18 protein-coding genes are annotated in these 23,478 nt (G+C 64.5%); 11 read left to right on the top strand and 7 right to left on the bottom strand.

The annotated features are described in order from the left end of the window. Nucleotides 1-2: 2 nt before the first annotated feature. A complete protein-coding gene (locus ACPPVR_RS09245) occupies nucleotides 3-1,343 on the bottom strand; it encodes an ABC transporter substrate-binding protein (RefSeq protein WP_426613918.1) in 1,341 nt (446 codons plus the stop codon). A 76-nt stretch (nucleotides 1,344-1,419) separates the two neighbouring features. On the opposite strand from ACPPVR_RS09245, the gene ACPPVR_RS09250 reads away from it, so the two are divergent. Both ACPPVR_RS09250 and ACPPVR_RS09255 read left to right on the top strand, forming a co-directional pair. Next, nucleotides 1,420-2,475 carry a LacI family DNA-binding transcriptional regulator gene (locus ACPPVR_RS09250; protein WP_426613919.1) on the top strand — a complete coding sequence of 352 codons (1,056 nt, stop codon included), beginning with the start codon at nucleotides 1,420-1,422 and terminating at the stop codon, nucleotides 2,473-2,475. 36 nt (nucleotides 2,476-2,511) lie between these two features. Next, nucleotides 2,512-4,662 (top strand): ADP-ribosylglycohydrolase family protein, encoded by a 2,151-nt coding sequence (locus ACPPVR_RS09255; protein ID WP_426613920.1) that lies wholly within the window; start codon nucleotides 2,512-2,514, stop codon nucleotides 4,660-4,662. A 7-nt stretch (nucleotides 4,663-4,669) separates the two neighbouring features. On the opposite strand, the gene ACPPVR_RS09260 is transcribed toward ACPPVR_RS09255, so the two are convergent. The 3 genes from ACPPVR_RS09260 to ACPPVR_RS09270 are packed head-to-tail and all read right to left on the bottom strand — an operon-like array spanning nucleotide 4,670 to nucleotide 8,440. Then, nucleotides 4,670-5,464: an IclR family transcriptional regulator gene (locus tag ACPPVR_RS09260; RefSeq protein ID WP_426613921.1), complete on the bottom strand. Its 795-nt coding sequence runs from the start codon at nucleotides 5,462-5,464 to the stop codon at nucleotides 4,670-4,672. A gap of 20 nt (nucleotides 5,465-5,484) precedes the next feature. Next, nucleotides 5,485-7,218: an FAD-dependent oxidoreductase gene (locus tag ACPPVR_RS09265; protein ID WP_426613922.1), complete on the bottom strand. Its 1,734-nt coding sequence runs from the start codon at nucleotides 7,216-7,218 to the stop codon at nucleotides 5,485-5,487. Nucleotides 7,219-7,225: 7 nt separating this feature from the next. Continuing rightward, nucleotides 7,226-8,440, bottom strand: coding sequence for an ABC transporter substrate-binding protein (locus ACPPVR_RS09270; RefSeq protein WP_426613923.1), 1,215 nt, complete (start codon nucleotides 8,438-8,440; stop codon nucleotides 7,226-7,228). 370 nt (nucleotides 8,441-8,810) lie between these two features. Between ACPPVR_RS09270 and ACPPVR_RS09275 the strand changes: the two genes are divergently transcribed. Next, complete coding sequence (locus ACPPVR_RS09275) at nucleotides 8,811-10,112, top strand: MFS transporter (protein WP_426613924.1); 1,302 nt, start codon at nucleotides 8,811-8,813, stop codon at nucleotides 10,110-10,112. A gap of 6 nt (nucleotides 10,113-10,118) precedes the next feature. On the opposite strand, the gene ACPPVR_RS09280 is transcribed toward ACPPVR_RS09275, so the two are convergent. Beyond that, nucleotides 10,119-11,549, bottom strand: a complete 1,431-nt coding sequence (locus ACPPVR_RS09280) for a hypothetical protein (protein WP_426613925.1) — start codon at nucleotides 11,547-11,549, stop codon at nucleotides 10,119-10,121. 303 nt (nucleotides 11,550-11,852) lie between these two features. Here ACPPVR_RS09280 and ACPPVR_RS09285 point away from each other — a divergent pair, with 303 nt between their 5' ends. From ACPPVR_RS09285 to ACPPVR_RS09320, 8 genes are all read left to right on the top strand, one after another. Beyond that, nucleotides 11,853-13,214 (top strand): ABC transporter substrate-binding protein, encoded by a 1,362-nt coding sequence (locus ACPPVR_RS09285; RefSeq protein ID WP_426613926.1) that lies wholly within the window; start codon nucleotides 11,853-11,855, stop codon nucleotides 13,212-13,214. Between the two features lie 81 nt (nucleotides 13,215-13,295). Then, nucleotides 13,296-14,180: an ABC transporter permease gene (locus ACPPVR_RS09290; protein WP_426613927.1), complete on the top strand. Its 885-nt coding sequence runs from the start codon at nucleotides 13,296-13,298 to the stop codon at nucleotides 14,178-14,180. Further along, entirely contained in the window at nucleotides 14,177-15,082 is a 906-nt protein-coding gene (locus ACPPVR_RS09295; RefSeq protein ID WP_426613928.1) for an ABC transporter permease, read from the top strand. The genes ACPPVR_RS09290 and ACPPVR_RS09295 overlap by 4 nt, the downstream gene beginning before the upstream one ends. Nucleotides 15,083-15,089: 7 nt before the next feature. Then, complete coding sequence (locus ACPPVR_RS09300; protein WP_426613929.1) at nucleotides 15,090-16,196, top strand: ABC transporter ATP-binding protein; 1,107 nt, start codon at nucleotides 15,090-15,092, stop codon at nucleotides 16,194-16,196. 20 nt (nucleotides 16,197-16,216) lie between these two features. Continuing rightward, a complete protein-coding gene (locus ACPPVR_RS09305; RefSeq protein WP_426613930.1) occupies nucleotides 16,217-16,708 on the top strand; it encodes a (2Fe-2S)-binding protein in 492 nt (163 codons plus the stop codon). A 2-nt stretch (nucleotides 16,709-16,710) separates the two neighbouring features. After that, the gene (locus ACPPVR_RS09310; protein ID WP_426613931.1) at nucleotides 16,711-19,098 is read left to right on the top strand and encodes a xanthine dehydrogenase family protein molybdopterin-binding subunit; all 2,388 of its coding nucleotides are present in this window, start codon (nucleotides 16,711-16,713) and stop codon (nucleotides 19,096-19,098) included. Between the two features lie 11 nt (nucleotides 19,099-19,109). Next, nucleotides 19,110-19,907 carry an FAD binding domain-containing protein gene (locus ACPPVR_RS09315; RefSeq protein ID WP_426613932.1) on the top strand — a complete coding sequence of 266 codons (798 nt, stop codon included), beginning with the start codon at nucleotides 19,110-19,112 and terminating at the stop codon, nucleotides 19,905-19,907. A 16-nt stretch (nucleotides 19,908-19,923) separates the two neighbouring features. Continuing rightward, nucleotides 19,924-21,387, top strand: a complete 1,464-nt coding sequence (locus ACPPVR_RS09320) for an amidase (RefSeq protein ID WP_426613933.1) — start codon at nucleotides 19,924-19,926, stop codon at nucleotides 21,385-21,387. Nucleotides 21,388-21,397: 10 nt separating this feature from the next. Here the strand turns inward: ACPPVR_RS09320 and ACPPVR_RS09325 are convergent, their stop codons facing one another. Together ACPPVR_RS09325 and ACPPVR_RS09330 are read right to left on the bottom strand one after the other, a co-directional pair. Next, on the bottom strand, nucleotides 21,398-22,297 hold the full coding sequence (locus tag ACPPVR_RS09325; RefSeq protein WP_426613934.1) for a LysR substrate-binding domain-containing protein: 900 nt from the start codon (nucleotides 22,295-22,297) through the stop codon (nucleotides 21,398-21,400). 93 nt (nucleotides 22,298-22,390) lie between these two features. Continuing rightward, on the bottom strand, nucleotides 22,391-23,359 hold the full coding sequence (locus tag ACPPVR_RS09330) for a LysR family transcriptional regulator (RefSeq protein WP_426613935.1): 969 nt from the start codon (nucleotides 23,357-23,359) through the stop codon (nucleotides 22,391-22,393). Nucleotides 23,360-23,478 lie beyond the last annotated feature (119 nt).

The raw sequence follows: 23,478 nt of genomic DNA on the forward strand, positions 1-23,478 counted from the left end.
GGTCAGGCCGTCCGCGGCGGCAGCGGCGGCACCTTGCCTTCCTTGGCTTCCTGGCTGAACAGCGTCTGCATCCGGGTGAGATAAGCGTCCGGCGTGATCTTGTTGAGCCAGACCTGCTCGATGCCCTCGATCAGATAGGAATTGGTGGCGCCGGGCCAGAACGTCCAGGTGGTGAAGCCGTATTGGCCCTTGCTGAAGGCCTCGTGCAGATTCGCGATCGTCTTCTCGAACAGGGGATAGCCGATGCCCTGGAGCATATCCGGCGGCAGATCCTTGACGGGCAGCGCCCATTTGCCGGGCCAGTCGCGGTTCATGGTCTCGTAGAATTTGCGCGTCAGCATGAACTCGAACACGGCGGCCGCGCCGTCCGCGTTCTGCGAGGTCTTGGCGATCGACAGGGTCGCGCCGCAGGCAAGATGCACCAGCGGCCCGGTGAAGGCCGAGCCGAGGCTCGGCGTCGGCATCACGTCCATCACCGTGTCGGGCTTCGACATGCCGTAGGATTTGGTGCCAAACGACCAGGTGCCGCTGAGTGCCATCGCCGCCTTGCCGTTCACGACCTGAAGAAAACTTTGCTCGATCGTCAGCGAGAAATAGTTCTTGCCGAAATAGCCTTTGTTGTACCAGACCTTTGACAGCTCGACGGCCTCGACGAAGGGTGGGGCGGTCCATGGCAGTTCGCCCGCGAGCGCCTTGCGGACGTTGTCGGGGCCGGCGACGTTGTTGAAAAACACCGTCATCAGCCACTCGTTGACGCCCTTCCAGTCAGCATTGCCGGCGCCAAAGGGGATGATGCCCTTGGCCAGCGCGGCATCGGCGACCTCTTCCATCTCCTGCCGGTTGGTCGGCAGCTTCCAGCCGTTCTGCTTGAACAGTTCCTTGTTGTAGAAGAGATGCATCGACTCATAGTCGCGCGGCAGCGCATAGAGCTTGCCGCCATAGACGCTGGTGTTGAGAAGCGGCGCGAGGAAGCGGTCCTTCCACTTGTACTTCTCGGCAAAATCGTCGAGCGGGAGCACCTGGCCGGCATTGGCGATCGCAGTGAGATAGGCGGGGCCCGCGGTCTGCACGATGTCCGGGCCGTTGCCGGCGACGAGTGCTACCTTCAGCAGGTTGTTAACCGCGACGCCCTTCACTTCCATCTGCAGCAGATATTTGTCCTGCGAAGCGTTGAACGCCTCGACCAGATCGTTGCGCAGCGCGGCCTGGCCGTCCGAATTCGCCTGGCCGAACCAGAAGGTGACGACCTTGCGCCCGTCCTCGGCGCGGGCGCCGCGCGGCAAATTGGCTGCAAGCGCTGCGGCAGGAATGGCGGCGACAAGCTGGCGTCGGGTCATGGTCATGGCGATGAACCTCGGTTTCCTCGGGCGCGGATGGCGGTTGTTGATTTTCCTTTAGTTATACGTATAACTAAGCCAAATGGCGACGTCAACAACGAGGACGACGCGGGGGACGAGGCGCGACAAAGCAGCGCCGACCCGCCCCACGCAGAAGGATATTGCACTCGCGGCCGGCGTTTCGCAGGCCGCGGTGTCGCTCGTCCTGAACAAGACGGAGACGCCGTCGGTTCCGCCGGCGACGCGCACGCGGATCCTCGAGGTTGCCGAGGGGCTCGGCTATCGACCGAACCATCCGGCGCGGATGCTACGTAGCGCGCGCACTATGACTTTTGCCTGCGTCATCCCGGATATCACCAACCCATTCTATCCCGGCCTCGTGCGGGGATTGCAGACCGTTGCCGCGCCTGCCGGCTATGACGTCATGATCTTCGACACCGACGGGCGGCCAGAGCGCGAGGCGCGCGCGATCGACTGGCTGCTACAGGGGCGCGCCGACGGCGTCGTCGCGACGTTCTTTCATCTGCGAGTGCCCCAGCTTGCAGAGCTTGCGCGGAAAGGCATTCCGCTGGTGCGGCTGGAAAGCCAGCACAAGCCGGACGGGCCGCTCGCGATTGACAGCGTCTATATCGACAACGCGGAAGCCGCCGCCGAGATGACGCGGCTCCTAATCGCGCGCGGGCATCGCCGCATCGCCATGATCCAGGCCGAGTTCGGCCCGAGCCAGCGCCGCGCACAGGGATACAGCGCAGTGATGCGGGAAGCAGGGCTTGCCCCTGACTTCGTCACCGACAGCGCCTATTCCGAAGAGTCCGGCGCGCGCGCGATGAAGCGGCTGCTTGAGCGAAAGGGCCATCGTCCGACCGCCGTGTTCGGTGCCAGTGACGTGCTGGCACTTGGCGCAATGGAAGCGGCGCGCGGCGCCGGGCTCTCGATCCCCGGGGACATCGCGATCGCCGGGTTCGACGACATTCCGGTCGCCAAGCTGCTCGGGCTCACCACGGTGCGGCAGCCGGAGTTCGCTCTCGGCGCGCTTGCGGCGGAGACGCTGGTCAGGCGGTTGCAGCCCGGCGGCCTCGAGTCGCCCGGCAAGAGCCATGAGTTGAAATTCGAGATCGTGACACGTTCGTCGGCCTGACCGGTGAGCCAAAGAAGTTGATATGGGAGTGAACAAGTGACGGCAATTCCTCATGACTACGCGGAGCGCGTCTATGCCGGCGTGCTCGGCAAGCTCATCGGCGTCTATCTCGGCCGGCCCTTCGAAGGCTGGACCTATGAGCGCATCATGAAGGAGCTCGGGCCGATCAACTATTACGTCAACGAACGGCGCGACGTCGCGCTACGCTCGCACCACCTCGTCGTCACCGACGACGACGTCTCCGGCACCTTTGCGTTTCCCCGAGCGCTCGCCGACAACGGCTACCCGAAGCGCCTGACCTCGAAGCAGGTTGGCCAAGCCTGGCTGAACTACATCGTCGAGGAGCGCGCGATCCTGTGGTGGGGTGGCATCGGCAATTCCACCGAGCACACCGCCTATCTCCGGCTGAAGTCCGGCATCCCTGCGCCGCAGAGCGGCTCGATCGAGCTGAACGGTGCGACCGTGGCCGAGCAGATCGGCGCGCAGATATTCATTGACGGCTGGGCGATGGTGAGCCCCGGCAATCCCGAGCAAGCCGCCTATCTCGCCGACCAGGCCGGCCGCGTGAGCCACGACGGCGAATCCGTGCATGCCGCAAAGCTGCTCGCCGCGATGGAGGCGCAGGCCTTCGTCGAGCGCGACGTGCAGAAGCTGATCGATGTCGGCCTCGGCTTCGTGCCGAAGGACGCGCTGATCCGGCGCGTCGTCAACGACGTCCGCGACTGGCATGCCGGCGACAACAGCAATGACTGGGAGCGCACCCGCGCGCTGATCGCCGAGCGCTACGGCTACGACAAATTTCCCGGCAATTGCCACGTGGTGCCGAACCACGCGCTGATCATCCTGGCGACGCTTTATGGCGAGAATAGCTTTCAGGAGGCGATGCGGATCGCCAACACGGCCGGCTGGGATACCGACTGCAACGCCGGCAATGTCGGCTGCCTGTTCGGCATCCGCGCTGGATTGGCCGGCCTCGATGCCGGGCCGGATTTCCGTACCCCTATTGCCGACCGCATGTATATCTCGACCGCCGACGGCGGTGCTGCGATCACCGATGCCGTGATCGAGACGCAGTCGCTGGTCGCGGCGGGGTTAGCGCTCGCGGGCGCGCCGGCGCTCGCCGTTGCCAAGGACGGCGCGCGCTTCAATTTCAATTTTCCAGGTAGCTTGCAGGGCTTTCAAGTGCATCGCGGTTCGCTGGCGCGGCTGCATCAGGTCGAGCTCAGCAACGTCGCCGGCCACAGCCGCTCGGGCGAGCGGAGCCTCGCAATCGACTTCCGCCGTCTCGCGCCCGGACGCGTGGCGAGGGTCGCGAGCCCCACCTTCTTCGACAAGGAGGTGTTCACGATGCCGACCTACCAGCTGGTGTCTTGCCCGACGCTGTATTCAGGGCAGCGCGTCGAGTGCCGGCTCGAATCGGAGACGGACAGTGGCCGCGTGGCGGTGCGGCTGTTTGCCAGCGTCTATGACGAGCGCGATGAGCTGGTGCAGATCTACGGCGATACGCAGGAGCTGATCGGCGGTTGTCAGACCGTGCTGAGCTGGCGGCTGCCGGAGACGCACGCCTATCCGATCTTTGAGATCGGCGTCGAGATCGAGACGCATGATCCGCTCGGCGTCGACGGCACGCTTTATCTTGATTACCTGACCTGGGGTGGTGCACCCGACATCGTGCTGAAGCGTCCGGACAACAATCTGAGCGCGATGTGGAAGCACGCCTGGGTCAACAATGTCAGCCAGTTCCAGACGCGCTGGGAGGGCCTGCGCGTCACCAATGGCGACGGGCTCGGCTTCATCGCGCAGGGTTCGCGCGACTGGAAGGACTATCGGGTAACGTCGGAGATCATGCCGCTGCTCGCGAACGCCTGGGGCCTCGCCGCGCGCGTGCAGGGACGCGAACGCTATTATGCGCTGATGTTCGATCGCGCCGAGGGCGGCCGCGTCCGCCTCATCAAGCGCGTGCATGACGAGGTCGTGCTCGCTGGCGCGCGTTTCGACTGGCAGCTTGACCGGAAATACGAGGTCGAGTTGCGCGTGGTCGGCAGCGAGATCGAAGCGCGCGTTGGCGGCAAGACACTGTTCAGCGTACAGGATACGGGTTGGCTGCCATTGACCGGCGGCGCGGTCGCGCTGGTTGTCGACAGCGGCTCGATCTCCGCAGAAGAGGTGCGGGTAGCGCCGATCTAGGTCGGCGTCACTCCGCGGCGATCGTCATCCCGTATCCCAGCCGCTTCGAGATGCCGGCGGCGCAATCGCGCAGGGCATGTGCGATCGGGCTGTCCCAGCGCGCGTCAAACGTGCCCTCCGGCCCCATCGCGGTAATGACGAGCGCGACATGGCCGGAATGATCGAACACTGGCGCCGAGAAGGCGTTGACGCCGGGCAGGGGATCGCCGAGCGCGCGGGCGAGGCCGTGCTTGCGGACCTCGGTGAGCATCTCGGCGACCTTTGCGCCTTTGACAGGCCGCTTCGGATTGTAGCCGACACCGTGACGGTCGAGGCCGTTTTCAAGCGCGGCGCTGATGGTCTTCTCGGGCAGGTAGGCCGCGAACGCCCGGCCCGTCGCGGTTTCCAACAGCGCCATCACCGAGCCGGCCCGCATCACGATGTGCACGGGCTGGCCGGGTTCTTCGAGTTGCACCACGGTCGGACCGTGCGTGCCCCAGACCGCGAGCGAAACTGCGTGGCCGATCTGGGCCGCGAGCGTCGCGATCTTCGGGCGTGCGATGCGCACGCCCGAGAGGCGGCGCAGGCTGATCAGGCCGAGCTCGAGCGCCAGCGCGCCGATCTCGTAGTGGCCGGTGATCTCGTCCTGCTCGATCAAGCCGATGCGGGAGAAGCTGGCGAGATAGGGATGCGCCTTGGCCGGCGTCATGCCGGCTTCGCGGGCGAGATCGCGCAGCATCATCGGCTCGCCGCTTCTCGCGAGGGCGCGGAGCAGTTCTCCGCCGACCTCGATCGACTGGATGCCGCGGCTTTCTCTCTTCATGCGCCTCCGATGCGCGTTGCTTACGCCGCGTCGCGCTTGGCGGCGCTATCGGCAAGGTGTCGTCCGGCAATGTAGCCGAAGGTCAGCGCCGGCCCAAGGGTGATGCCGGCACCGGGATAATTGCCCCCCATGATGCTCGCCATGTCGTTGCCGGCGGCATAGAGCCCGGAAATGACGCGGCCCTCGGAATCCAGCGCCCGCGCATTCTCGTCGGTGACGATGCCGGCATAGGTGCCGAGATCGCCGATTACCATCTTGATGGCGTAGTAGGGGCCGTTCTCCAGCGGCGCCACGCAGGGGTTCGGCCCGTGCATCGCATCGCCCTGGTAGCGGTTATAGGCCTTCGAGCCCTTGCCGAAGGCGGCATCGTGCCCTTGCGGCGCAGTTGCATTGAATTGCGCCACGGTCTCGGTGAACACCTTTGCATCGATGCCGGCTTTTGCCGCAAGTGCCTCCAGCGTGTCACCGCGCATGAGATAGCCGGTGTGCAGATGATGGCCGAGCGGCATCGGGAAGGGCGGCACGCAGCCGAGGCCGTATTTACGCAGCGTCTTGTGATCGCAGACGAGATACGCTGCGATCTCCTCGCCGGGCCTGGCCGCCTTGACCATGGCCTGGACGAAGTCGTGGTAGGAATTGCCCTCGTTGGCAAAGCGCTTGCCGTCGCGCATCACCGCGATCACGCCGGGTTTGGCGCGGTCGATGAAATGCGGCATCACGCCTTTTGAACCGTCCTTGCGCGTGGTCAGTGACACCGGGACCCAGGCCGCCGCGTTCGGCAGCCGATCCTCGACGTGGCCGCCGGCGCTTTCAGCAAGGCGCAGGCCGTCGCCGGTGTTGCCGGTCGGGCCGGGCGAATAATGCTCACTGCCGGTCGGCGCGTGTGGAAACATTTTTTTGCGCCGCGCGACGTCATGCGGAAAACCGCCGCAGGCGAGCACCACGCCGTGGCGGGCGCGGACACGGACATCGCGTCCCTCGCGGGTGACGATGGCGCCGGTCACGGCGCCGTTCTCGACGGTCAGCTCGCGCACGGGCGAGGACAGCCACATGGGAATCTTGAGATCAAGTGCGGATTTTGCGAGACGGCCCGCGAGCGCGTTGCCGTTGGTCAAGGTCATGCCGCGACCATAGCGCAGTACGTCCATGAAATGCCGCGACAGGCGCTTGGCGACATAGGCCGCCGAGGTCAGCGACTTCGTCACGCGCATGAAATGGATGATCTCCTTGCCAGAGCCTAACATCATGCCGAACACGGTGAGTTCGGGGAGCGGCATGCCGAGCGTCTTGATGAGGTCGCCAAGCTCGCGGCCGTCGAACGGCCGCGTCACCATCGAGCGCCCGCCTTGCGCGCCGCCGGGGGCTTCGGCGTGATAGTCGGGAAATACCAGCGGCATGTCGAAGCGCAACGCGGTCTTGGTCGTGAAGAAGTCGACCGCCTCGGGGCCGGCGCTCAGGAATGCGTCGACGCGCGCGGCATCGAAATTGTTGCCGGCCTCATGCCGCAGATAGGTGCGGGCCTGGTCCGGCGTCTCCTTGATGCCATAGGCCTTTGCGAGCGAAGTGCCGGGGATCCAGAGCCAGCCGCCGGAGCGGGCGGTGGTGCCGCCGAAGCGCGGCTCCTTCTCGACGATCAGCACGTCGAGGCCGCGATAGCGCGCGGTGATCGCCGCCGACATGCCGGAGGCGCCCGATCCGGCCACGAGCACATCGCACTCGTAAGTCTCAATTGCGCTATGCTCGTTGCCGGTCATCTGGGCCTCACTTCTTGAGCAGTGGACATTTGGATTCGGAGACCGGGCGGAAGGCGTCCTCGCCCTTCACGGTCTTGATGATCTCCAGATAGTCCCAGGGTTCCTTGGACTGCTCGGGTGACTTCACCCTGGCCAGATACATGTCGCGAATGACGCGGCCGTCTTCACGCAATTTACCGCCATGGACGAAAGTGTCCTCGATCGGCAGCTCGCGCATCTTGGCCATCACCTTGGCCGGATCGTCGGTGCCGGCGGCCTTGATGGCCTTGAGATAATGCAGCACCGAGCCGTAGACGCCGGTCTGGATCATGGTCGGCATCACGTTGGTGCGCGCGTAGAACTTTTTCGACCAGGCGCGGGTCGCCTCGTCCATATTCCAGTATGACGCCGTCGTCATGTAGGTGCCCTGTGCGGCCTTGAGGCCGACCGCATGCACGTCGGTGTCGAACATCAACAGGCCGACGAGCTTTTGGCCGCCCTGGACCAGGCCGAATTCGCCGGACTGCTTGATGGCATTATCGGTGTCCTGGCCGGCATTGGCGAAGGCGACGACGTCGGCTTTCGAGCTCTGCGCCTGGAGCGCGAAGGAGGAGAAGTCGGGGGTATTGGTCGGATGCTTCACGCCGCCCAAAACCTTGCCGCCCATCTCGTTGATGAAGCGGGTGGCGTCCTTCTCGAGCTGCTGGCCGAAGGCGTAGTCCGCGGTGATGAAGTACCAGGATTTTCCGCCTTCCTTGATCACGGCGGACACCGTCACCTTCGACAGCGCATAGGTGTCGTAGGTGAAATGCACGGTGTTCGGGCTGCACAGCTCGTCGGTCAGGGAACTCGCGCCAGGACCGGAGAGCAGGGCGATCTTGTTGCGCTCGCGCACCATGTTGTGGACGGCGATCGCGATGCCGGAATTGGGGATGTCGACGACGGCGTCGACCTTGCCGTTGTCGAACCAGCCGCGCACGATCTGCACGCCGACATCGGTCTTCATCTGGTGATCGGCGCTGATGATCTCGATCGGCTTGCCGAGCACGGTCGGCCCGAATTCCTCGACAGCCATCTTGGCGGCCTCGACCGAGCCGGGCCCGCTGTTGTCGCGGCCCCAGCTCGACAGATCCGTCAGCACGCCGATCCGCACCGCGTCGTCGGAGACTTGCGCGGTGGCCACGGTCGTCGTCGCAGCCGAAGTCATGGCCGCGAGCATGGCACAGGCCAAAAGCCCTCTCATGGTCGTTCCCTCTCTTTTATGGGCCGCTTGGCGCGGCCGGTTATCAGTTGGCGTCTAGTTAGATATTAGCGAATGAGTTTGTCAATGGCGAATTATGGGCTTTGGGCGAGTTCCAGGACCGCCGGGAGACACTGGTGAGATGCACGCGACCGCTTCAACGCCCGTCATTGAGAGCGCAGCGAAGCAATCCAGACTTTCTCCGCGGAGACAGACTGGATTGCTTCGTCGCAAGAGCTCCTCGCATTGACAGCTGTGGGAGCAGCTGTGCGCGAAACATCGCGCCGTGATCCCGCGAAGAGCCAGCACCCCCGCAGGTTGCAACCTCCATCGCGATTGGCCATGATGCGCCCCGGAATCATGGGGCGTGGCAATGACGGCAGCAACGGGGGTCTCCAGCGCGACGGAGAGATCGACGACGGCACATGTAGTGTGGGCGAGCGCACTCGGCACCGCGATCGAGTGGTACGACTTTCTCATCTACGGCACGGCCGCCGCCCTCGTGTTCAACAAGCTGTTCTTTCCGAGCTTCGATCCCTTCGTCGGAACGCTCGCGGCGTTCTCGACCTATGCGGTCGGCTTCGTCGCGCGACCGATCGGCGGCGCCATCATCGGACATTATGGCGACCGGCTCGGACGCAAGACAATGCTGGTCGCGACCATGATCGCGATGGGGCTCGGCACCTTCCTGATCGGCTGCCTGCCGACGTATAGCCAGATCGGTGTCTGGGCGCCGATCCTGCTTATCATCCTGCGCTTCATCCAGGGCATCGGGCTTGGCGGCGAGTGGAGTGGTGCGGTGGTCATGGTGGCCGAGCATGCCGGCAACCGTCGCGGCTTCTACGGCAGCCTGGTGCAGATCGGCTTTCCCGTCGGCGTCGCCGCATCCACCGGCATCTTCGGGCTGATGACACAATTGCCCGAAGCGGACTTCCTGAGCTGGGGCTGGCGCGTGCCGTTCCTGATCAGCATTCTGCTCGTCGGAATCGGCTTCATCGTGCGGCTCAAGCTTGCGGAAACGCCGCACTTCAAGGAGGTGGTCGAGCGCAAGGAGGTGCTGGCGCAGCCGGTGTGGGAGGTGATCCGCCGCGACTGGCGCAGCTTTCTGCTGGCGATCGGCATCACGGTGTCGGAAGTCGGGCTCGCTTATCTCCTCACCGTCTTCACTGTGGTCTATGCGACGACAAAACTCGGCTTGCCGCGCCAGGTGATCCTCAATGCGGTGGTCTACGCGGCTCTCGTCGAGTTCGCGACGCTGCCGCTCGCCGGCTGGCTGTCGGACATCTTTGGCCGCAAGGCGTTGTATCTCGCCGGCGGCGTGTTCTCGGTGGCGCTGGCGTTTCCGCTGTTCTGGTTCCTCGACACCAAGGAGCCGGTGCTGATCACGCTCGCGCTCGTCGTCACGATGACGCTGACGCATGCGTTGCTGTTCGGCCCCAAGGCCGCGTTCATGCCGGAACTGTTCCGGACGCAGGTGCGCTACAGCGGTGCGTCGCTCGGTGCCAATGTCGCGGCCGCGCTGAGCGGCGGCTTCTCGCCGCTGATCGCGACCGCGCTGCTCGCCTGGGCCGGCTCGTACTGGCCGGTGTCGCTCTACATCATCGGGCTCTCGATCATCACGATCATCGCAACGCTGATGGCGCCGGAGACGGCGCGCGACACGCTGAGATCGTAAGAGCCGCTACCGGCAGGCCGGATTTACGGCGTCCGGAAACAGCAGGAAGGTGATGGTCGCCGGCGCAAGTCGGATCGTTCCCGCTGGTGTCGCGCGCGCGTCAAGCCGGGGCAGTTCGTCGTCGGCCGTCAGCGCGAGCATCTCTCCGTTTAGCTGCACGGTCGCGTCTTGCAGCCGCGTCGCATGCAGCGTGTATCGCCCGGCGGAACGTGACAGCGTCAGCACGTCCGACGCGAGCCGAGACGTGTTAATCGCGAGCACCGACACCGCGCCCCGCATGCCCGGATGGCAATGCGCATAAAGATGGAGATCGGGCGCGGCGGCGGGCGCGGCGAGCACGATCGTTCCCATCAGCCGGTGCCAGAGCAGCGCAGCCCAATAATTTGGCCGCGGACGGAACGTCCCTTCGTCAAGCAGGCCATAGTCGCTGGCGGCGAATGTGTTGTGCATCACGACGTGGACGCCGTCTCTTGCCAGTCGTCCGAGCTGGTCGAGATAGCGAAACGTGTCGAGAAAAGTTGCATCCCAGCGGTTGCCGCCGCAGGCCGCATTCGCCGTCTCCGTCAGCCAGATCGGCTTGCCAGGCTCGAATGCGTCGCGTAAGGCCCGATAGGTCGCAAGCGTCGCATCGGTGCGGGCAAGCCATTGCTCGGAGAGCGCCTGCGCCGGATCGTCGCGGCCGCCGCAGCGCGGCGAGAGGGTGTTGTAGTGATGATATGAGAAACGATCGATACCGGGGCCGGATGCGGCGAGCAGATCGCGCGTGGTGATGCCCGACCCGGATGGCGACGGTGCGTCGCCGATTGAACCCGGACCGATGGTCAGCGTCTCGGGCGCTGTGCGTTGCATCCATTCGCGAAAAATCCTGAAGTCGCGTCCGTAAGCCTTCGCATCATATCCAGGCGGTGCACCGTTCGTCGCAGCGAGTGTTGGCTCGTTCATGAATTCCACCGCCGCGATGTGGCCACCCAGTGAACGCGTCGTATCGATCAGGCGTTGCGCCTGATCTGTCGTCCACACGCCGTCCGCATCGCGACTGCCGGGACTGATCGCGAAGGAGGTGACAATTCTTGCATCGACCGCGCGCGCAAAATCGATGACGCCGCGCCACTGTTGACTGCTGAGCACCGTGTCGAATCCCGGCGGTGGCTTGCCCGGCGCACGGTCCGTGTCGGCAAGGAACGCCGCATTGGCCCACGTGCCGCTCACGCGCAGATAGGCCGGCGACAGGGCCGCCGCGAGCTTGCGCAGGCGCGCATTGGCTAGATCGATCGGCGGCCTCGCGCTGTAACGATCCCGCTCATCGAACGCGCGGATCGTTCGCGGATAGGGCTTCCAGAACCGCCCGCCGGTCACCTCCACCATCTCGATGTTGTAGGATTGAAAGCGCGCATCGATCGTGCCGATTGCCTTCAGTTCCGCGGGCGCGATGGACACATCGCCGGCGTGTGCCGCGCACAACCTTGCGGCAGCGAGCAGCGCAATTGTTGTCGCGCCTGCTGCGCGAACGAGCCCGCACGATCGAAGCCGCCGCCTTGTATGCACGTCCTGACGCCTTCTTATGCGCCCTGCCAAATCCAAATGCATCGGCGCGAACCATTAGCCCCGTTTATAACGCGAATTGTTACTTCCAATTTTACTTCGCAAAATCCTGCCCATAGCCTCGCGCACAATTGATCACATCCGCAGCCGGTCAATGCCGACCGGAGCGAACGTTCATTGTAGCCAACGAGGGTTGCCATGCTTGACAGGGATAAGCGGACATCCACTTCCGTTTCAACGGGAACGGAAGCCAAAGCGGACGTCAGATCGACGAAAAAGCTGTGCCGGCGCACGCTGTTGAAGGGGGCAGCCGCAGTTGCAGGCGCAGCCGCAGGGTCGGATGCGATCCGCGGATTCCCGACCATCTGGGCGCAGGAGATCAAGGATATCGAGCTGCGCCATGTCGGCGTCTCCTATTCGGTGGTGAAGGCGATCGGCGACCAGGCGGCCAAGGATCTCGGCGTCAAGGTCACGATGCAGAACCTCGATACGTCGGCTGCCATCAACCGCTTCATAAGCCAGCCTAATACGGTCGACATCGCCGATCTCGAAGGCTGGCAGGCCAAGCTCGCCGCCAAGCGCAGCGTGATCCAGGGCATCGAGGTCAAGAAGATCAAGGAGTTCGACAATATCCTGCCGATCTTCACCAAGGGCGAGATCGACGGTCACAAGATCCCGCGCCAGGGCATCTCGCCCTATGAGGCCATGTATATCGCGAAGCCCGATTCCACCGACCTGAACGATGGTGTCACCGAATGGGCGACCTTCCTGCCGCAAGTCTACAACGCCGACTCCATCGGGTATCGGCCTGATCTCGTCGGCCACGAAGTGACCGAGTGGAAGGACCTGATCGATCCGAAGTTCAAGGGCAAAGCCGCGATCCTCGATGTGCCCGCGATCGGCATCATGGACGCCGCGCTCTGCTTCGAAAGCGCCGGGCTGATCAAGTACGGCAACAAGGGCAACATGACCAAGGAGGAGATCGACTTCACCTGCAACAAGCTGATTGAGCTGAAGAAGCAGGGCCAGTTCCGTGCAACCTGGACTACCTTCGACCAGTCGGTGCAACTGATGGCAGCGGGCGAGGTCGTCATCCAGTCGATGTGGTCGCCGGCGGTCGCGGCGGTGCGTGTCAAGGAAATCCCCTGCGTCTACGCGCCGGTGAATGTCAAGAACGGCAAGGAAGGCTATCGCGGCTGGTGCAACGGCATGGGCCTGATGAAGCATCTTTCCGGCAAGAAGCTCGACGCCGCCTACGAATATCTCAACTGGTATCTGTCGGGCTGGCAGGGCGGCTTCGTCGGACGCTACGGCTATTACAGCCCGGTGCCGTCGACGGCCAAGAAATTCCTCACCGCGGCGGAATGGGACTTCTGGTACGACGGCAAGCCGGCGCCCGCGGTGATCAACGATCCCTACGGCGTGCCGATGGAGAAGGTCGGCACCAAGCGCGACGGCGGCTCGTTCCTCGATCGCGTCAAGAACATCTCGTGCTGGAACACGCTGATGGACGAGGCGGCCTACATGAATAAACGCTGGAACGACTTCAAGGTGGCGTGAAACCTGCTTTCCCTGACGTAACGAAGCACCGGCGCCGCAACGCGCCGATGCGAGAAGACCGACTTCGAGGCGTTCGTTAATATGCAGCCAAGTCCAGCTCAACCTCCGTCACGCGCCAATCTCGCCGGCTGGCTCTTTGTCTCGCCGCTGGTGCTGGTACTGGTGCCGTTCTTCGTGGCGCCGATCCTGGTCGTGCTGACCGCGAGCTTCTTCGCCACCGACGGCTTTGGCGGGCTGACGCCCGACTTCACGCTGGCGAGCTACATCGATGTGCTGCATTCGGCGCTGACGTTGAAGCTGTATCTGGCGACCATCAAGTTCACGGTGCTGACCTGGGTCTTCACCCTGATCATCGGCTTCTTCGTTGCCTACTTCCTGGTGTTCCACGTTCGCAACCAGCTCTTGGCGATCGGCCTGTTCCTGCTCTGCACGGTGCCGTTCTGGACCTCGAACATCATCCGGATGATTTCCTGGATACCGCTGCTCGGCAAGGAAGGCCTGATCAACCAGGCGCTGCTCGCGCTCGGGGTGATCCGCCAGCCGCTGGAAGTGCTGCTGTTCTCCGATCTCGCGGTGGTCATCGCCTATGTCCACCAGCTCACGATCTTCATGATCGTGCCGATCTTCAATTCCATGGCGCGGATCGACAAGAAGCTGATCGAGGCCGCGATCGATGCCGGCGCCAGTCGCTTCGACATCATGCGGCTGATCGTGGTGCCGATGTCCAAGAGCGGCATCGCGCTCGGCACCATCTTCGTGGTCTCGATCGTGATGGGCGACTTCTTCGTGGTCAAGGTGATGTCCGGCGGAGGCTCCGCCTCGGTGGTCAGTGCATTCTACGAGGACGTCGGCGTGCTGCAATATCCGACCGCGGCGGCGAGTGCCGTGCTTCTAACCCTCGTGCTGGTCGCGATCGTGTCGCTGATTCTGCGCACCGTCGATATCAGGCAGGAGATCACGCGATGAGCGCGGTTCTCGCCGACATGCCCAAGACTGAAACGTCAGAGACGGCCGCGTCCGCGACGACCAAGGCGATTGCGCCGAGCAAGGGTGGACGTCCCTGGACGTTCTACGCGCTGGCATCGCTGTTTGCGCTCTACGTGATCGCACTCTATGGCCCGATGTTCTGCATCTACATCCTGTCGTTCCAGGACATCCGCGGCGGCCTCGTGTTCCCGATGAAGGGTCAATCACTGCACTGGTTCGTCGATCTCTTCACCCAGGTGCGCACCGGAGACGTCAAGGGCTCGTTCGACCGCTCGATCAAGCTCGCGGTCATCGTGACCATCATCACCGTCGTCGTCTCGTTCCTCGCCGGTCTCGGCTTCCGCAAGCGTTTTCGCGGCGACACCGTCGTGTTCTACATGATGATCGGCAGCCTGGTCGCGCCCGGCCTCGTGCTGGGTCTCGGTACCGGTCTGCTGTTCCAGGCGCTAGGGCTGAATGCGAGCTGGTACACCTCGGCACTCGGCGCGCAACTGTCCTGGACGCTGCCGTTCGGCGTGCTGGTGATGTTCGCGGTGATGTCGCGCTTCAATCACGTCTGGGAGGAGGCTGCCTATGATTTGGGCGCCAGCCGCTGGCAATCGATCTGGCTGGTGATGATCCCGGTGCTGGCGCCTGGCCTCGTTGCGGTCGCGCTGTTCGGCTTCACGCTGTCCTATGACGAATTCGCGCGCAGCCTTCAGACGGCGGGCTCGTTCAACACGCTGCCGCTGGAAATCTGGAGCATGACGCTCAACGTCACCTCGCCCTCGCTCTACGCGCTCGGCACGGTGACGACCATCGTCTCCTTCGTCGTCATCGGCGCGAGCCTCGGCAGCATCGTGCTGATCCAGAAGAAGCGCGGCAGCGGGGCAAAGGGTTAGGCTGGGAATGAAGAACGATCGCGGCGATATCGAACTGGCGGGCGTCTGCAAGAGCTTTGACGGCGCGACCTACGTGGTTGACGGCGTCAATCTCAAGATCGCGGACGGCGCCTATTGCTGCTTCATCGGCCCCTCCGGCTGCGGCAAGACCACGATCCTGCGCATGATCGCGGGCCATGAGGATCCAACGGCCGGCGAGATTATCATCGGCGGCCAGAATGTCGTCGGGCTCGCGCCGGTGCAGCGACGGACCGCGATGATGTTCCAGTCCTACGCGCTGTTTCCGCATCTCACCGTCCGCGACAACATCGCCTTTGCGCTCCGCGTGCGCGGGATGTCGAAGGCTGATCGCCTGCGCGCCGCCGACGCCATGATCGAAAAGGTCCGGCTGACGCAATTCGCCGACCGTCTGCCGGCACAGCTTTCCGGCGGCCAGCAGCAGCGCGTGGCGCTGGCGCGCGCGGCGATCACCGAGCCCCGCGTGCTGCTGCTCGACGAGCCGCTCTCGGCGCTGGACGAGCAGCTCCGCGTGCAGATGCGCCAGGAGTTGCGGCGGATGCAGCGGGAGCTTGGCATCACCTTCATCCACGTGACGCATACCCAGCTCGAGGCGATCGCGCTCGCCGATCTCGTGGTGGTGATGGAGCAGGGCAAGATCAAGCAGGCGGGCGCGGCGCGCGACGTCTATGCCCATCCGCACGATCGTTACGTCGCCGAGTTCATGGGCGGGCAAAACGTGCTGTCCGGGCGCGTCGAAAAGGTCAACGGTGCGAGCTTCACGCTGGCGCAGGCCGCCCCTTCGGGCATCGAAGTGCCGCTCCAGGCGCGCTCAACTATCAGCGTCGGCGACAAGGTCGATATCGCCGTGCGCCGCGACGACGTCGCGCTGGTTCGGCCGGGCCAGGAATTGCCGCCCGGCTGCACCACCTCGCTGCCAAGCCGCGTTCTTGCGATCGAATACCAGGGCTACTTCGTCAAGGTCATGCTCGACACCGTGCCGGACGACGCGTTCGTGGCCTATGTGCCGGAAAAGACCTTCTTCGCAGATCCGTTCACCGTCGGCGATGTCGTGATGGCCACATGGGCTACCGGCAGCGCACTTCCACTCGCCTAAGACCCGTCGCGCACAGGAGTATGACCGTGCAGATATCCTTCACACTCAACGGCCGGCCAACCACTGTCGAAGTCGAGCCGGCGACACTCGTCGCCGAACTCCTGCGCGAGCAGCTCAATCTGACCGGCACCCATATCGGCTGCGACACCAGCCAGTGCGGCGCGTGCGTGGTGCATCTCAACGGCTTGCCGGTGAAGAGCTGCACATTGCTCGCGCCGGCGCTCGACGGCGCGACGCTTCTGACCATCGAGGGCTTGCAAGGCGCGCCCGGCTCAAACCAATTGCATCCGATGCAGGAGGCGTTCCGCGAGCATCACGGCCTGCAATGCGGCTTCTGCACGCCCGGTATGCTGATGACCGCAGTGGCGCTTGCGACCGAGAAGCCGTCGCTGACCGAGGCCGATGTCCGTCACGGCCTCGAGGGCAATATCTGCCGCTGCACTGGCTATCAGAACATCGTCGTCTCGGTGATGGCCGGCGCTGCCGCCATGAACGCCGCCAAGGGAGAGTGACCATGGGCAATGTGATCGGCATCGGCGCCTCACCGAAGCGCAAGGAAGATCAGCGCTTCCTCACCGGACGCGGCAATTACGTCTCCGACATCAAGCGCCCCAGCATGACGGCGGGGGCGTTCGTTCGCTCGCCGCATGGCCACGCAATCCTGCGCGGCATCGACAAAAGCGCGGCGCTGGCCGCGCCCGGCGTCATCGCGGTCCTGACCGGCGAGGATGTCGCCGCCGACAAGCTGGGCTCGCTGCCCTGCGGCTGGGGCATTTCGGATGCCAAGGGCGTGCCGATGAAGGAGCCGCCGTTCCCGATGCTGGCGCAGGGCAAGGTGCGCTTCGTCGGTGACATGGTGGCCTTCGTGATTGCGGAGACGCCGGAGCAGGCCAATGCGGCGGCCGAGCTGCTGACCGTCGATTATGAGGTGCTGCCCTCGGTGGTCGGCGTGCTCGAAGCGGTGCGGCCGGGCGCGCCGCAATTGTTCGATGACGTGCCGAACAACATCTGCTGCGATTGGGAGCTGGGCGACAAGGGCGCGGTCGAGACCGCATTCCGCAAAGCCGCGCATGTCGCAAAGCTCAGTCTCGTCAACAACCGCCTTATCGGCAACCCGATGGAGCCGCGTGCGGCGATCGCCGAATACGAGCCCGGCACCGATCGCTTCACGCTATGGACCACCAGCCAGTTCCCGCACGTCGTGCGCTTCCTGATGGGCGCGCTGGTTCTGAACATTCCGCAGCACAAGCTGCGCGTGGTCGCGCCCGATGTCGGCGGCGGTTTTGGCGTCAAGCAGTTCCATTACGGCGAAGAGGCCGTGATCACCTGGGCCGCCAAGCGCGTGATGCGCCCGATCAAATGGGTGGCGAGTCGCTCTGAAGGCTACGTCTCCGACCGCCACGGCCGCGATCACGTCACCGAGGCCGAGCTCGCGCTGGACGAAAACGGGAAGTTTCTCGCCTTCCGCGTCAACACGCTCGCCAATATGGGCGGCTATCTCTCGACCTTTGGGCCGAACATCCCGACCAACCTCTACGGGCCGCTGCTCGGCGGCGTCTACACCACGCCCGCGATCTACTGCAATGTGAAAGTGGTGTTCACCAACACCGTTCCCGTCGACGCTTATCGCGGCGCCGGCCGGCCCGAGGCAACTTTCGTGCTGGAGCGCATCGTCGACGTCGCAGCCAGCGAGATGGGCATTGACCGCGTCGAGATCCGCCGCCGCAACATGATCCCGAAGGAGGCCTATCCGTATCAGACACCAGTGCTGGTGCAGTACGATTCCGGCGATCCGATGGGATGCCTCGACGGCGCGCTGGTCGCGGCCGACGTGAAGAGTTTCGGCGTGCGCAAGGCAGCGTCGGCGAGCAAGGGCAAGTTCCGCGGGCTCGGTTACTCGACCTATGTCGAGGCCTGCGGCCTTGCACCATCGCGCTTCGCAGGGCGGCTCGGCGCGCGTGGCGGCCTCTATGAGAGCGCCACGGTGCGCGTGCATCCGACTGGCCAGGTGACGGTCATGATCGGCACGCACAATCATGGCCAGGGCCACGAGACGACGTTCGCACAGATCGTCTCGGAGAAGCTCGGCGTGTCCTTTGAGAATGTCGACATCGTGTTCGGCGATACCGATCGCGTGCAGTTCGGCATGGGCACCTACGGCTCGCGTTCGCTGGTGGTCGGCGGTGCGGCGCTGTCGAAGGCGACGGACAAGGTGATTGCGAAGGGCAAGAAGATCGCGGCGCATCTGTTAGAGGCGGCCGAAGTCGATATCCAGTTCGAGGCCGGCAATTTCTCGGTCGCGGGCACCGACCGCATGAAGTCGTTCGAGGACATCGCGGGCGCCGCCTACGTGCCGCATAACTATCCGCTCGAAGTGCTGGAGCCCGGGCTAGAAGAGCAAGCCTATTACGATCCAGTCAACTTCACCTATCCCGGTGGTTGCCACATCGCCGAGGTCGAGGTCGATCCCGAAACTGGCACGGTGACGCTGGTGAACTACACGGCCGTGGACGACGTCGGCACGGTGATCAATCCTATGATCGTCGAGGGCCAGTTGCACGGCGGCATCGTGCAAGGCGTCGGCCAGGCACTGTTCGAGAACGCGGTCTATGACGAAGGCTCCGGCCAGCTTCTGTCGGGTTCGCTGATGGACTACTGCATGCCGCGCGCCGATCACATGCCGATGATGAAGGTCGCGACCCATTCGACGCTGTGCACGCACACGCCAATGGGGGTGAAGGGCTGCGGCGAAGTCGGAACCATCGGTTCGCCGGCCGCCGTCATCAACGCGGTGGTCGACGCGCTCGCGCATCTGGGCGTCACCCATGTCGACATGCCGGCGACGCCGAACCGGATCTGGCGCCTGCTGCAAAACGCATCGCTGCCGGTCGCGGCGGAATAGGGAGGACAACAATGAAACCGTTTGCCTATCACCAGCCCGACCAGATTCCCGACGCGGCAAAGTTGCTGATCTCGATCGAGGACAGCAAGCTTGTTGCTGGCGGCATGACGCTGATCCCGACGCTGAAGCAGCGGCTGGCCAGTCCAGTGGCGTTGGTCGATCTTTCCAAGCTCGGAAACTTGAAGGGTATTACCGATGACGGGGCGACCATCACCATCGGCGCGATGACGCCGCATGCGGTGGTCGCCGCTTCCAAGCTGGTGCAGGCAAGAATTCCTGGCCTTGCCGCGCTCGCGTCCATGATCGGCGATCCCGCCGTGCGCAGCCGCGGCACCATCGGCGGCTCGGTCGCGAACAACGATCCAGCGGCCGATTATCCCGCCAGCGTGCTTGGCCTCGGTGCCACCATCGTCACCAATACGCGCAAGATCGCGGCTGATGAATACTTTCTCGGCTTGTTCGAGACGGCGCTCGAGCCGGGCGAGATCATCACTGCGATCCGATTTCCGGTGCCGCTCAAGGCGGGCTACGGAAAGTTCAAGGCGCCGGCCTCGCGTTATGCGCTGGTCGGCGTGTTCGTCGCGAAATTCGCCGATGGGGTCCGCGTCGCCGTAACCGGTGCAGGCTCCGGTGTGTTCCGGGTGCCGCCGATGGAGGCGGCGCTGTCGCAAAATTTCGATCCGTCCGCGATCGCGGCGATCAAGATCGACACCGACGGCCTCACCTCCGACATCCACGCCGAAGCCGATTATCGTGCGCACCTCGTCACGGTAATGGCCAAGCGCGCCGTCGACGCGGCGCTCAGCTAGCTCTTTAGGGTTGATGATGACTGATGGTTCCGGCCGAACGGCCTTCCCGCCGGCGCCGACTGGCCTCGGCGCGCTTTCTGCAACCGAGATCATGGCCGGCTACCGGCGCAAGGCGTTCACCCCGCGCGATGTCGTCGATGATACCATCGCCGCGCTCGAGGCGACGAACGAGGCCTGTAACGCGGTGGTGACGCCGATGTACGAGCAGGCGAGGGCAGACGCCGATAGACTCTCCAAGGAGATGCGCACAGGCGAAGCCAAGGGGCCGCTCGCCGGCGTGCCTGTCACGATCAAGGATCTCGTCTTCGTCTCGGGCGTGCCTGCCTATGGCGGTTCGCCGATGAACAAGGCGTTCGTGCCCGAGGTCGATGCGGCTGTTGTTTCGGCGCTGAAAGCATCCGGGGCGATCATCACCTGCAAGACCACGACCTGCGAGTCCGGCTACAAGCTTACGGCCGATAGCCCTGTCACGGGGACGACGCGAAACCCATGGAATCCCGGTCGCACGAGTGGCGGGTCGAGTGGCGGCGCGGCGGCGGGGGTTGCGGCCGGCTGCGGGCCGATCGCGATCGGCACCGACGGCGTCGGTTCGATCCGCGTGCCATCGTCCTTCTGCGGTGTGTTCGGACTGAAGCCGACCTTCGGCCTGGTGCCGCGCTCGCCTGGCTTTTCGCCGCCGTCCTGGGCCTCGCTCGCACATACCGGGCCGATCACGCGCACGGTGGCCGATGCTGCGCTGACGCTGGAGATCATCGCTGCTTACGATCTGCGCGATCCCGCCAGCCTGCCGGTATCGCCGCGTCGCTTCGATATCAATCCCGCCTCATTGAATGGTATCCGTATCGGCGCCAGTGCTGATCTCGGCTACGCCGCCGTCAATCCCGATGTACGTGCGGCCTTCAGCAAGGCGCTCGCCATTCTGGATGCCTGCGGTGCGCAGGTCACCATGGACGGCCCGGGTCTCGATCCCGGCATTTTGGAGCACACGCTGAAGCCGATCGCCTTCATCGAGCAGGCGGCCGCGGTCGCGAGCAAGACCACGGCTGATCTCGCAAGTTCCGAAGCGGATTATCGCGACGTCGTCAGCGCCGGACGGCACTACAGCGGCACGGACTATATCGAAGCTGGCTACCGCCGCGGCCAGGCGCGCAACGCCTTTCTAAAGCTGTTCGAGCGGGTCGATGCGCTGGTGACGCCGACGGTCGCGGTGACCGCGTTCGAGGCTGGCCAGATCGGCGTCGACAGGATCGACGGCAACAAAGTCGATCCTCATCTCGGCTGGTCGCCCTTCACCTGGCCGATCAACCTCGCCGGCCTCCCGGCGGCAACGCTGCCCTGCGGCTTCGATCGCGACGGCATGCCGATCGGCCTTCAGATCGTCGCGCCCTGGCTCGACGAGCCGACGATCTTCCGCATCGCCGCCGCGTTCGAAGCGGCGCAGCCCTGGGCAAAGTTCTGGCCGTCGCTGGCGCTGAGATAGGAGGCGTAAGCTAGGACAGCTCGATCGGAACGCCCCTGCCGCTAAGCTCTTCGTCGAGGCGCAGATAATGCGCGAGGTAATCGTGCAGCGCGGTGGCCGCCTTCGACGTCGCGCCGCTCGACTTGTAGAGCAGCAGCTCGATCTTCGGCAGCGGCGGCAGTCCCTCGTTGGGGCCGATCTCCCGCATCGCCGGCACCAGCGCGCTGCGGCCAAGCACGGTGACGGCCATGCCGGCAAACGCCGCAGCTTGCAGGCCGCCGACACTTTCGCTGACGCAGGCGATGCGCCAGCGCAGGTTTGCACGTTCCAGGGTATCGATGGCGTAGTCCCGATAGATGTTGCCGGGCGGCAATAGCGCGAGCGGGATCGGGCGTTCCTGGTGCGCAGCGGACTGCTCGCCGGTCATCCAGACCAGCTGCTCGCGCCGCACCACCTGGCCGCCGGTGAAATCGTTCATGCGGGTGACGAGCGCGATGTCGACGTCGCCGCGCTTGACGAGACCGACCAGCGGCGTCGACAACGCGCAGTTGAGCTCGACCTGGACACGCGGAAAGGATTTTCGGAACACGCTGAGAATCGACGGCAGCATGAATGCCGCATAGAGGTCGGGCGTGCCGAGCACCACCTGGCCCTCGATCTCCTGCGAAGCCAATTGCGAAATCAGCTCGTCGTGCAGCCGCAGGATCGATTTGGCGTAGGTGAGAACCGTGGTGCCGTCGTCGGTCAGCATCAGCCTTCGGCCGGCATGCTCAAACAATTGCTTGCCGGTCAGCTCCTCCAGCCGCTGCAATTGCAGGGTGATCGCCGGCTGGGTGCGGCCCAGCCGTCGCGCGGTCTCGGTGATGCTGCCGGTCTCGACCACCGAGATCAGCGACCGAAGCATGCGGATGTCGAGACTGATGAGGTTCATGCGGCGTCCATGTCGCCCAGAATTTATGCAAGTTCCATGCTAACGCCAGCACAAACGGCCCGGAAGTCGATCCCGGCTTGGGATGCGACGCAGTTATCGCGTCCGCGGCGTGGCGGAGGCGGATTTCCCTCCCGGCCGGCCCTTGCGCGCCGTATTCCAGAAATTCTCGGCCGCCCGGGTCATGCGTGCGCGCGTGCGGAACAGCGAGACGCTGATCGGAATGTCCCATTCGCCGCCGCCCGCCCGCAGCAGGCGGCCGCTGTCGAGATCGGCGCGGACAAGGCTCATCGGCGCCCATGTCACGCCGCGCCCCTCACGCGCCATGTCGATCAACAGCATGACCGGTGCGGCGAAGCCCGGAACGAGCCAGGCCGCTGGATCCTTGACCGCCAGGAATGATGTGACCAGTCGCCCCACACCAGAGCCCGGGTGGTAGGCGAGATAAGGCAGCGGCGCACCGGCTGCGCCGGGCAGGGCGTAGCGAGGCTGTGCCTTCTTGCTGCGGCGTCCGCCGCGCGCGTGGCGCGTCAGCGGCGCGCTGATCGGGATCAGCACGTCGGTTGCGAGGTCGACGCGCTGGAAGCGGTCCATGTCGAGCCGGCTCACCAGCGACGGATGATAATGCGCGAGCATGAAATGCGCCTGGGCGTCCAGAAGCAGCTTCTCGCAGCCGGCGAAATTCGAGGCGACGAGCTGAACGGCCGCGCCGGCGCGTGCGCCGTCCGAGTTACGGATCCATTCCGCAAAGAAGGTCTGCGACAGCGAATGGGTGGCCGCGAAGGTGATGGTCTCGGCCTTCAGCCGCGCGACTTCGAGAGCTTCCTCCCGTCCGACCAGGACCCGGCGCAGCACGTCCTCCGCGACGGGGCGAAAACTTTCGCCGGCGGCCGTGAGCGTGATGGTGTGCGTCGAACGTTCGAACAGCGGCGTTCCCAGCCACTCCTCGAGGGACCTGATGCGGCGGCTCAGCGCCGGCTGGGTTACGTGCCGCCGCTGGGCGGCGCGGGAGAACCCGCCCTCCTCGGCGATGGCAAGGAAATCCTCCAGCCAGACCAGGTCCATAAACGTTTTGTCCTCAATTCATACCGATACGGCATTAGCGCCTGATACGCCGCTGGTCCAATGTAAACGGCATCGCAAGACAAGAACAAAGCGCCATCCATGGCGCGACGATGCCGTTG

Source organism: Bradyrhizobium sp. McL0616 (assembly GCF_049993385.1).
Taxonomy (GTDB): Bacteria; Pseudomonadota; Alphaproteobacteria; order Rhizobiales; family Xanthobacteraceae; genus Bradyrhizobium.

Excerpts from the sequence above, each read along its gene's own strand:
- ACPPVR_RS09245 (WP_426613918.1), bottom strand. The coding sequence starts at position 1,343 with ATGACCATGACCCGACGCCAGCTTGTCGCCGCCATTCCTGCCGCAGCG.
- ACPPVR_RS09250 (WP_426613919.1), top strand. The coding sequence starts at position 1,420 with ATGGCGACGTCAACAACGAGGACGACGCGGGGGACGAGGCGCGACAAA.
- ACPPVR_RS09260 (WP_426613921.1), bottom strand. The coding sequence starts at position 5,464 with ATGAAGAGAGAAAGCCGCGGCATCCAGTCGATCGAGGTCGGCGGAGAA.
- ACPPVR_RS09265 (WP_426613922.1), bottom strand. The coding sequence starts at position 7,218 with ATGACCGGCAACGAGCATAGCGCAATTGAGACTTACGAGTGCGATGTG.
- ACPPVR_RS09270 (WP_426613923.1), bottom strand. The coding sequence starts at position 8,440 with ATGAGAGGGCTTTTGGCCTGTGCCATGCTCGCGGCCATGACTTCGGCT.
- ACPPVR_RS09275 (WP_426613924.1), top strand. The coding sequence starts at position 8,811 with ATGACGGCAGCAACGGGGGTCTCCAGCGCGACGGAGAGATCGACGACG.
- ACPPVR_RS09285 (WP_426613926.1), top strand. The coding sequence starts at position 11,853 with ATGCTTGACAGGGATAAGCGGACATCCACTTCCGTTTCAACGGGAACG.
- ACPPVR_RS09290 (WP_426613927.1), top strand. The coding sequence starts at position 13,296 with ATGCAGCCAAGTCCAGCTCAACCTCCGTCACGCGCCAATCTCGCCGGC.
- ACPPVR_RS09295 (WP_426613928.1), top strand. The coding sequence starts at position 14,177 with ATGAGCGCGGTTCTCGCCGACATGCCCAAGACTGAAACGTCAGAGACG.
- ACPPVR_RS09300 (WP_426613929.1), top strand. The coding sequence starts at position 15,090 with ATGAAGAACGATCGCGGCGATATCGAACTGGCGGGCGTCTGCAAGAGC.
- ACPPVR_RS09305 (WP_426613930.1), top strand. The coding sequence starts at position 16,217 with ATGACCGTGCAGATATCCTTCACACTCAACGGCCGGCCAACCACTGTC.
- ACPPVR_RS09310 (WP_426613931.1), top strand. The coding sequence starts at position 16,711 with ATGGGCAATGTGATCGGCATCGGCGCCTCACCGAAGCGCAAGGAAGAT.
- ACPPVR_RS09315 (WP_426613932.1), top strand. The coding sequence starts at position 19,110 with ATGAAACCGTTTGCCTATCACCAGCCCGACCAGATTCCCGACGCGGCA.
- ACPPVR_RS09320 (WP_426613933.1), top strand. The coding sequence starts at position 19,924 with ATGACTGATGGTTCCGGCCGAACGGCCTTCCCGCCGGCGCCGACTGGC.
- ACPPVR_RS09325 (WP_426613934.1), bottom strand. The coding sequence starts at position 22,297 with ATGAACCTCATCAGTCTCGACATCCGCATGCTTCGGTCGCTGATCTCG.
- ACPPVR_RS09330 (WP_426613935.1), bottom strand. The coding sequence starts at position 23,359 with ATGGACCTGGTCTGGCTGGAGGATTTCCTTGCCATCGCCGAGGAGGGC.